9 protein-coding genes are annotated in these 8,555 nt (G+C 69.8%); 4 read left to right on the top strand and 5 right to left on the bottom strand.

Features of this window, described 5'->3' with window-relative positions:
* Window positions 1-269: 269 nt before the first annotated feature.
* Window positions 270-725, bottom strand: coding sequence for a DUF5807 family protein (locus DQW50_RS13980; protein ID WP_112079882.1), 456 nt, complete (start codon window positions 723-725; stop codon window positions 270-272).
* A 349-nt stretch (window positions 726-1,074) separates the two neighbouring features.
* On the opposite strand from DQW50_RS13980, the gene DQW50_RS13975 reads away from it, so the two are divergent.
* The gene (locus DQW50_RS13975) at window positions 1,075-3,570 is read left to right on the top strand and encodes a DEAD/DEAH box helicase (RefSeq protein ID WP_112079881.1); all 2,496 of its coding nucleotides are present in this window, start codon (window positions 1,075-1,077) and stop codon (window positions 3,568-3,570) included.
* A gap of 39 nt (window positions 3,571-3,609) precedes the next feature.
* On the opposite strand, the gene DQW50_RS13970 is transcribed toward DQW50_RS13975, so the two are convergent.
* Window positions 3,610-4,437 (bottom strand): MBL fold metallo-hydrolase, encoded by an 828-nt coding sequence (locus tag DQW50_RS13970; RefSeq protein WP_112079880.1) that lies wholly within the window; start codon window positions 4,435-4,437, stop codon window positions 3,610-3,612.
* Window positions 4,438-4,541: 104 nt separating this feature from the next.
* Here DQW50_RS13970 and DQW50_RS13965 point away from each other — a divergent pair, with 104 nt between their 5' ends.
* Window positions 4,542-5,570, top strand: coding sequence for a succinylglutamate desuccinylase/aspartoacylase family protein (locus tag DQW50_RS13965; protein WP_112079879.1), 1,029 nt, complete (start codon window positions 4,542-4,544; stop codon window positions 5,568-5,570).
* Window positions 5,571-5,603: 33 nt separating this feature from the next.
* Here DQW50_RS13965 and DQW50_RS13960 read toward each other — a convergent pair whose 3' ends face one another.
* The 3 genes from DQW50_RS13960 to DQW50_RS13950 all read right to left on the bottom strand — a co-directional run bounded on the left by DQW50_RS13960 (window position 5,604) and on the right by DQW50_RS13950 (window position 7,255).
* Window positions 5,604-6,125, bottom strand: a complete 522-nt coding sequence (locus DQW50_RS13960; RefSeq protein WP_112079878.1) for a Tfx family DNA-binding protein — start codon at window positions 6,123-6,125, stop codon at window positions 5,604-5,606.
* Between the two features lie 179 nt (window positions 6,126-6,304).
* Window positions 6,305-6,769 (bottom strand): TRAM domain-containing protein, encoded by a 465-nt coding sequence (locus tag DQW50_RS13955; protein ID WP_112079877.1) that lies wholly within the window; start codon window positions 6,767-6,769, stop codon window positions 6,305-6,307.
* 138 nt (window positions 6,770-6,907) lie between these two features.
* Window positions 6,908-7,255 carry a hypothetical protein gene (locus DQW50_RS13950; RefSeq protein ID WP_112079876.1) on the bottom strand — a complete coding sequence of 116 codons (348 nt, stop codon included), beginning with the start codon at window positions 7,253-7,255 and terminating at the stop codon, window positions 6,908-6,910.
* A 144-nt stretch (window positions 7,256-7,399) separates the two neighbouring features.
* Between DQW50_RS13950 and DQW50_RS13945 the strand changes: the two genes are divergently transcribed.
* Together DQW50_RS13945 and DQW50_RS13940 are read left to right on the top strand one after the other, a co-directional pair.
* Complete coding sequence (locus tag DQW50_RS13945; RefSeq protein WP_112079875.1) at window positions 7,400-7,645, top strand: hypothetical protein; 246 nt, start codon at window positions 7,400-7,402, stop codon at window positions 7,643-7,645.
* Window positions 7,642-8,484, top strand: a complete 843-nt coding sequence (locus DQW50_RS13940) for a 3-keto-5-aminohexanoate cleavage protein (RefSeq protein ID WP_112079874.1) — start codon at window positions 7,642-7,644, stop codon at window positions 8,482-8,484. Before DQW50_RS13945 ends, DQW50_RS13940 begins: the two co-directional genes overlap by 4 nt.
* Window positions 8,485-8,555: the final 71 nt, after the last annotated feature.

The raw sequence follows: 8,555 nt of genomic DNA, 5'->3' as shown, positions 1-8,555 counted from the left end.
CTGCGGTGCTTACGTCGCCGGGCGTCGCCCTCGCGGCTGCCCCTTTGAACCCCACCCGAACCGCACCGCACCTCACGCCTCCCCAGCCTCGTGGTTCGCGCTCTTCGAGCGCTCACCACGTCCCTCGCGGTCTGCTCGCGCCCTTGCGGGCGCTCGCAGGCGCGCCACCGCGATCGCTCGTTCCTTCACCTGGATTGACCACATCCAACAAACGTACGTCAGTTATAGGATATCTCTACAGGGCCATCCCTCACGGTTCGACGGTCGCGCTACGCCCGGTCGCCGACGACCCACTTCCGCGAGTAGCTCTCCCCGCAGGTACAGTGGGCGTACGCGTGGATCACGTCGCCCTCGGCGTAGAGGCCTCCGACTTCGGGGTTCTCACCCTCGGCGAACGCGAACACGAACCGGACCTCGTGGTCGTCGTCAGTATCCTCACCCTCGTCGTCGGCGTCCCCGGCGAACGGGCACTCGCCGCCGTCGAGCGAGCGGGCGATCTCCCCCTCGGCCGCCATCGCCTCCTTCGCGAACTCCATCGCGCCCATGCCCGTGCCGGCCTGAAACGCCGACCGGCCGGTCTCGCCGTCGAGGACGAGCAGGACCCCGCCATCGGTCTCGGTGCCGACCGCCCGGAGCCGCGAGTCGTCGTCGAGGAACGCGTCGCTCACGTAGAACACGACGTCGTCGAGCCGGTCGCCGGCGAGGAACGCCTCGAGCTTGCTCATGTCGGCCGGAGGCGCGTGAACCCTAAAAGGCGTGCGAGTCGCGCCGGCCCCGACGCCGATCGTGTGGTCGGATCCGGTACTCGCGGTCGGATCCGGTATTCGCGTCGGATCCGGTACTTGCGGTCCGAACCCGTCCCGACGAGACTGGAATCGGGGTAAGCGTTAATACGAACCACGGAGATCCATCCGCCGATGAGCACGCGAACCCCGTCCGGAGATCGGCTCGTCGAGTGGGCGAAGTTGGTCGACGAGGACGTGCCGGAGGAGCTCCGAGACGAGTGTCCCGGCGACGGTTAACTTTCGCCCCGCTTCGCGAAGCCTTTAGGCCGACGGCGGCGAAGCGTCGCCGATGGCGACCGAGGCCACAGGGATCGACCACCCGTTGCTCGTCGACGACTTCCTCCAGCGGCGCCGCTACCAGCTCCGGCTCGCGGACGCCGCCGTCGACGACCACACGCTGGTGTGTCTCCCGACCGGCCTCGGCAAGACCACGGTGAGCCTGCTCGTCACCGCGAGACGGCTCCACGAGGCGGGCGGGACGGCGCTGTTTCTGGCACCCACCAAACCGCTGGTCCAGCAGCACGCGGAGTTCTACCGCGAGGCGATGACGATCCCCGACGACGAGATCGTCGTCTTCACGGGCGACGTGAAACCGGACGACCGCGCGGCGCTGTTCGCGGACGCCCGCGTCGTGATCGCGACTCCGCAGGTGATAGAGAACGACCTCGTCGGCAACCGGATCTCCGTCCGCGACGTGACCCACCTCACCTTCGACGAGTGTCACCGCGCGACCGGCGACTACGCGTACGTGTACATCGCCGAGCGCTACCACGCCGACGCTGCCGACCCGCTCGTGACGGGGATGTCCGCCTCCCCCGGCGGCGATATCGAGGAGATCGAGACGGTGTGTGAGAACCTCGGCCTGCGGAACGTAGAGGTGATGACCGAGGCGGACGCCGACGTCGACGAGTACACCCACGACACGGACGTGCGCTGGGAGCGGGTCACGCTCCCCGAGGAGGTGCTCGCGATCCGCGACGCGTTGAACGAGGTGATCAAAGACCGCTTGGAGAAGCTGAAGTCGCTCGGCGTGACGAACACGACGAGCCCGGACCTCTCCCAGCGCGACCTCAACGAGATGCGCGGGAAGCTGAAGCGGATGATGGACAACGACCAGTCGGACGGCTACAAGGGGATGAGCACCCACGCCGAGGTGATGAAGCTCCGCCGGGCGGTCGAGCTGGTCGAGACGCAGTCGGTCGAGTCCGTCCGGCGCTACTTCGAGCGCCAGCGCGAGGCCGCCCGCTCGTCGGGCGCGTCGAAGGCGAGCCAACGGATGGTCGCCGACCCCAAGGTGAGGGAGGCGATGCGGAAGGCCGAGGCGTTCGACGGGCTCCACCCCAAGTTCTCGCAGGCGCGGATCCTACTCGCGGAGACGCTCGGGATCGAAGAGGGCGAGCGCGCGATCCTCTTCACCGAGTCCCGCGACACCGCGGAGGCGCTCGTCGAGTTCCTGGAGGCGAGTTTCGACGTCCGGAAGTTCGTCGGCCAGGGCGACAAGGAGGGGTCCGACGGAATGAGCCAGACACGACAGCAGGAGACGCTCGAGGAGTTCAAAGCCGGCGAGTTCGAGGTGCTCGTCTCCACGAGCGTCGCCGAGGAGGGCCTCGACGTGCCCGAGGTCGACCTCGTCTGTTTCTACGAGCCGGTCCCCACCGCGATCCGCTCGATCCAGCGCAAGGGGCGGACCGGGCGGCAGGCGGAGGGGAAAGTCGTCGTCCTGATGGCCGAGGACACCCGCGACGAGGCGTTCTTCTGGATCTCCAGGCGACGCGAGAAGGAGATGGCCAGCCAGCTCGCCGACCTGAAGGCCGCCACGGACGACATCGAGGGGGCCGTCGGCGACGACGGGCAGGCGGGCCTCGACGCGTTCGCCAGGGACGCTACGGCCGACGCCGACGACGGCACGGCCGACGCCGACGAAGGGGCGGCGGTCGACGCGTCCGCCGACGACTCCATCGACGACCCTCCCGGGGACACCGTCCCGCCGGACGGCGAAGCCGCCGGGACGGACGCCGGGCTCACCGACTTCGCCGCCGAGGCACGCGCGAGCGATGGGGACGGTGAGGGGGTGACTGATGCCGGAGACGACACGGACGCCGGCGACGCGGTCGTCGCGACCGCCGGCGTCGACGATGGCGTCGAAGTGGTGGTCGACCAGCGGGAGCTCGACTCCGCCATCGCGAAGACCCTCTCGACGCGGGACGGGCTCGTCACCCGGCTGGAGACGCTCGCCGTGGGCGACTACGTCCTCTCGGACCGGGTCGCCGTCGAGCGGAAGTCGGCTGCGGACTTCGTCGACTCCATGCTCGACGCCGACCGTTCGATGTTCGAGCAGGTCGGCGAGCTCTCGCGGGCGTACGCCAGGCCGGTGTTGGTCGTCGAGGGGACGAACCTCTACGGCCAGCGCGACATCGACCCCAACGCGATCCGGGGCGCGCTCGCGTCGCTCGCGGTCGACTTCGGGGTCAGCGTCCTCCGGACCGAGGACGAGACGGACACCACGGAGTTGCTCGCGACGATCGCCCGGCGCGAACAGGAGACGCGCGACCGGCAGGTGAGCGTCCACGGCGAGAAGACGACGAAGACCCGCGCGGAACAACAGGAGTACGTCGTCTCCGCCATCGCCGACATCGGCCCGGTCACGGCACGGTCGCTCCTCGAACACTTCGGTAGCGTCGAGGCGGTGATGACCGCGCCCGAGGACGACCTCCTGGAGGTGGAGGGCGTCGGCCCGGTGACCGCCGAGCGGATCCGCGAGGTCGTCGGCAGCGAGTACGAGTAGGCTGTCGGCAGCGAGTACGGGTAGGCACCCGTTCCGTCGCTACAGCTCGTAGGTCTCCCCGTCGACCGCGAGCGGCTCGGCGAACGCCTCCTCCGGCGGGTAGAAGTGTGCGAGGTGGACGAGTCGCGTCCGCTCGGCGTCGATCTCTTCGGCGAGCGCGAGTGCGCCCTCGCGGGTCATGTGTTTCGTGCCGAACGTGCGCGGGACCCCGTCGGGCCCCTCGTGGCGGCCGCCGATCGGGTGGTACTCACACAGCGATGCGGGGACGATGGCGTCGGCGAGGAGGAGGTCCGCGTCGGCGAGCGCCTCCCGGGACCGCTCGGGGACGTCGTAGCTCGTGTCGCCCGTGAGCGAGAGTTTCCCGCCCGTCTCGGGGTCCTCGATGACGACGCCGAAACAGAGTAACGGGGGGTGGTCGACGGGGACGAACCGGACCTCGAGCCCGCAGGTCTCGAAGGGCTCGAACGGCTCGCGCGAGTGGACGCCGATCCGGTCCTCGAGGTAGTCGTACTTCCGGCGAACCGTCTCGGCGACGCTCTCGTCGGTCGCCGGGTCGGTCCCGCTTGGCGCGTGGACGGGTAGCCCATCGACGAGCCGGTAGACGTTGCCGAGACCGTCGAGATGGTCGAAGTGGATGTGCGTCACGATCCCCGCGTCCGGGAGGGGCACGTCGTTGTCCAGGAACTGGCTCCGGAAGTCGGGACTGAAATCGACCAGGAGCGTCTCGCCCGTCCGCTCGTTTTCGACGTGGACCGAGAACCGCGACCGCGACACGCCGCGCTCGCGCGCCTCTGTACAGGTATCACAGTCGCAGCCGACGGTGGGTGTCCCCGTGGTGTCGCCGGTTCCGAGGAGGGTGACCCGCATCTCGTGACACTCCTCGCCGCACGGACTTAGCGTCCGTGGTCGGCCCCGTCGCTCGCGGACCGTTCGACCCTCATTTATAAGCTATCCCGGACCAACGCTGGCGTATGCACGACAGCCGCGAGCTCGTCCTCGCACGGCTCCCGTCAGGCGTTCCGGTCCGCACGAGCGTCCACGTCTACGGCGAAGGAACCCTCGTCGACGGCGACGAGGGCCCCGAACTCGACGTCCCCGACGACGGCGGCCCCGTCGTCTACGCGCAGGCGGCCCAACACGGTAGGGAGGTGAACGGCGCTGCCGTCCTCCGGCGGCTCCACGCGGAGTTGGCGGGCGAGGGCGGTGAGGGAGACGGAGCGGCGGCGTTCCACGGAACCCTCGTGAGCGTCCCGGTTGCGGACCCGCTCACGTTCGATCACGTCTCGTATACGACCCCCGAAATACTCGACTCGATCAACGCCAACATGAACCGGTGCTGGCCTGGCGACCCCGACGGGACGCTCCACGAGCGGATGGCCGCACGGCTCTGGCCGTTCGCGAGCGCGGCCGACGCGATCGTCGACCTCCACACCGGCTCGCCGTCCATGCTCACCCACACCGTCTACATGCGCGGCGACGAGGCGTGCCGGGGGCTCGCGGAGGCGTTCGGCACCGACCTCCTGTTGGCCGAGGCGGCCGGCGACGACGCCGACACGGAGTGGGCCGAGCGGGACTTCGGCGGGAAGTTCCGCGTGGCCGCCACCCGCGAGGGGATCCCGACGATCACGCCGGAGCTCGCACACAGCCGCGAGATCGTCGAGGAGGCGGTCGAGACGGGCGTCGACGGGATGCTGGGCGTCCTGCGACACGAGGGCGTGCTCGCCGGCGACCCGGACCCGTGGGACGGGACCGTCGCGCGCAACCACCTCGGGCGAGTGACCGCGACCGAGTCCGGACTGTTCCGGGTAGAACCCGACCTCGCGATCGGCGACGAGGTGACGGACGGCCAGCGGCTGGGCGAGGTATACGACCCCGCGAGCTTCGAGATGCTCCAGGTCGCCGAGGCGGACCGCGACGGGATCGTCTACTCGGTCGCTCGCGAGTCGACCGTCACCGCGGGCGCGACGCTGGTCGGCGTCGCGGAGCGGATCGAGGAGTGAGAGGGGAAAACTGCCTGGCGGACGGTGACGGCGCTATCGGACCCGGATCTGCCCGTCGGCCGAGGCGGTAACGAGCAGGCGCTCGCGGACCTCCCGGCCGTACACCGCGTCGCCGGCGCGCTCGCCTATCGTCTTCATCAGGTCCGGCGCGGTCTGGCTCACCTTCACGCCCGCCTCGTCGCAGGCGTCGTACACGCGTTTGGGGGCGTCGTAGAGGTCGGTTCCCGCGGGGATCTCGACGCGGACCGGCGCGGAGAGCGCCTCGGCGAACGCGACGGTCTCCTTCGCGCGCTCGACGTTGTCGCGCGCGCTCGCCTCGACGCTGGAGACGTTCGCGCGGGAGGTCCCGAGCCGGTCGGCGATGTCCGACTGCCGGAGTCCCCGCTCGCGGAGCGCGAGGACCTCCGCCTGTCGCTCGGTGAGCACGCTCGCGTCGGCGTCGAAGCCGGCGCGCGCTAACAGTTCCCCTGCGTCCACGTCGGCAGTGCCGGAGCCGACGGCGCCGTCGTCGACGTCTTCCGCACCGTTCGTCGCCGAGGCGTCGTCTGCGACCATGTCCCGATCGACGGGACGCGCGGTGAAAAAACGGCGGTTTCGGCGGGGAAACCGCGGTCGAAGGGATCGAAGGGGCGGTCGACGTGGTGGAACGGAAGTCGGCGGGGCCGGATCGGCTATCGACGCGATGGATCGACGGCGCGTGGACTGTCCGTGGGGTGACCCGACCCCGGCCTGCCTCACTTGCCCCAGAAGTTCTCGCGGCTGCCGAGCCGCTCGCGGTCGGTTCGGCTCGGACGGCGCTCGTCGTCTTCACCGTCCCCCTCGGTATCGGCGGCGTCCCCTTCCTCGCCCCCCTCGTCGGGGTCGTCGGGGAGCCGCTCGACGACCTCCTGGGCGGTCGCGTGGCTGGATTTCACGCGGTGGATGGAGACGACGGCGCGGGCGGGCGGAAGCAGGCCGTCGACGAGCACGATGAAGCCGTCGTCGGTGCGGCCGACGCCGGCCCCGCTCTCGTGGATGTCGTCGACCTCGACGACGACCTCCTCGCCGGGCTGGACCGGCTGCTGTTTGAGCTCGTATATCGGCATGTCGTAGTGGTTGCACCACTCGGCACCTCCCTTGTTGCCGTAGTGTTGACACCCCATGCCCTGGATCCGTTCGTCGAAGCTGGGGCAGTCGTCGGCGAGTGGACAGTCCGCCATACAGTAGGTCAGACCGGCAGCGGTTGTAAACGTTTTCGACTCCCCGGGTGTGAAACGCCGAGAATGACCGGCTCGCTCGGGTGAAAATCCGGAGATCCGGATTCTCGACGTCGTCGTCGAGCCCGGCCCGCACGCTGTTCAGAGGAACTCGCGGACCTCCGAGTACCACATGTCGTGGTGGTCGACCGCGCCGACCGCGTCCGCGACGTCGACGGCGATGGCGTGCCAGCACCGCTCGCGCGGGTCCTCGGGGTCGAGGTTGTACGTCGCGTCCGCGCAGTCACAGCCGCCGTCCTCGACGACGTACTCGTCCTCGTGGCCGACGACGACGGTGAAATCGCGGTAGCGCTTCACCCGTCCCTCCGCGACCGCCTCGATCGCGCGCTGACCCCGGTCGCCGTGCTCGTCGACGATCGCGGCGGCGATCGGCCCGGTGAGTTCACCGGCCCGTCGGATCGCCGTCCGCCAGTCGTCGACCGGCTCCATACCCCTCCGTTCTCGGGCGGTCGGTTAAATCCCGTCGGTCACGCGGGTCCCGGTCGTCGTCGACGGAGAGCCGGCTTCGGTCGTCGACCGACGGGAGCGGGATCGGAAGCGTAGTTTCAAGCCGGTCGTTCACGATGACCGCGTATGGCCGAGAAATGCCCGCACCTGGAGTACCGCGAGGAGGGAGAGGACCGATCGTTCGACGTCGCCCGCGCGTTCTGTACCGTGACCGACTCGTTCGTCCAGCCGATGCGCGCCGACATCTGTAACGCCCGATACGGGCTCGACCCGGCGACCGACTGTGAGTTCTACGTCGAACCGGACGGCTCGGGCGAGGACGACGGCGGCTCGGGGGGCGACGCGGGCGAGGAGCCGGAGGACGACCGATGACCTACGACGAGTACCTCGACCGGAAGCCTCTCGTTATCACCGCGGCGATCAGCGGCGGCGTCCACGGGAAGGAGGCGCATCCGGACCTCCCGGAGACGCCCGAGGAGATCGCCACAGCCGCGACAGCCTGTGAGGAGGCGGGCGCGAGCGTCCTCCACCTCCACGCGCGCCGCGAGAACGGCGAGCGGGCGTTCTCGACGGAGCGGTTCCAGGAGGTGACCGACGCGGTCCGCGAGGCGACCGACGAGGTGGTGATCCAGCACTCGACGGGCGGCACCGCGGCGCCCGACGATCTCCGGCACGAGCCGATCCGGACCGACCCCGCCCCGGAGATGGCGTCGCTCGACATGGGCCCGCTCAACCGCTACGACCGGCTCACCTCGGAGAACACCCGCGAACTCGTCTCGTCGCTCCACGCGGAGATGAAAGAACGCGGGATCAAACCCGAACTCGAGGTGTTCAACGACGGCCACCTCAACGAGTCGCTCGCGATCCTCGAGGAGTTCGACGAGCCGCCGTACCTCAACCTGCTCTTCGGCGGCGGCACCACGTCGCCGCCGCACCCGCGGAACCTGTTGAACCGGGTGGAGGCGCTGCCCGAGGGCGTCGAGTTCAACGTGATCGGGTTCGGCCCGCACCAGCTGCCGATGACGACGCAGTCGATACTGCTCGGCGGGCACGTCCGGGTCGGGCTGGAGGACAACCGGTACTACGAGCGGGGGAAACTCGCGAGCAACGAGGCGCTGGTCGCGCGGACGGCGCGGATCGCGGAGGAGCTCGGTCGCCCCGTGGCGACGCCCGCGGAGACGCGGGAGCTACTCGGGTTGCGGGGACGCTGACGGCAGGTGGAACTCGACGGAGAACCGCCGGCGGCGGTACAGCCGGGTTTCGGAGGCGCGGAGGACGGCGA

The sequence above is a fragment of the Halorubrum sp. 48-1-W genome (assembly GCF_003287355.1).
Lineage (GTDB): Archaea > Halobacteriota > Halobacteria > Halobacteriales > Haloferacaceae > Halorubrum.
The sequence above is the reverse complement of the archived record's forward strand: the minus strand, read 5'-3'. Positions and strand labels throughout refer to the sequence as shown.

Bases quoted from the DNA above. Each gene is read 5' to 3' on its own strand.
- DQW50_RS13980 (WP_112079882.1), bottom strand. From the start codon at position 725: ATGAGCAAGCTCGAGGCGTTCCTCGCCGGCGACCGGCTCGACGACGTC.
- DQW50_RS13975 (WP_112079881.1), top strand. From the start codon at position 1,075: ATGGCGACCGAGGCCACAGGGATCGACCACCCGTTGCTCGTCGACGAC.
- DQW50_RS13970 (WP_112079880.1), bottom strand. From the start codon at position 4,437: ATGCGGGTCACCCTCCTCGGAACCGGCGACACCACGGGGACACCCACC.
- DQW50_RS13965 (WP_112079879.1), top strand. From the start codon at position 4,542: ATGCACGACAGCCGCGAGCTCGTCCTCGCACGGCTCCCGTCAGGCGTT.
- DQW50_RS13960 (WP_112079878.1), bottom strand. From the start codon at position 6,125: ATGGTCGCAGACGACGCCTCGGCGACGAACGGTGCGGAAGACGTCGAC.
- DQW50_RS13955 (WP_112079877.1), bottom strand. From the start codon at position 6,769: ATGGCGGACTGTCCACTCGCCGACGACTGCCCCAGCTTCGACGAACGG.
- DQW50_RS13950 (WP_112079876.1), bottom strand. From the start codon at position 7,255: ATGGAGCCGGTCGACGACTGGCGGACGGCGATCCGACGGGCCGGTGAA.
- DQW50_RS13945 (WP_112079875.1), top strand. From the start codon at position 7,400: ATGGCCGAGAAATGCCCGCACCTGGAGTACCGCGAGGAGGGAGAGGAC.
- DQW50_RS13940 (WP_112079874.1), top strand. From the start codon at position 7,642: ATGACCTACGACGAGTACCTCGACCGGAAGCCTCTCGTTATCACCGCG.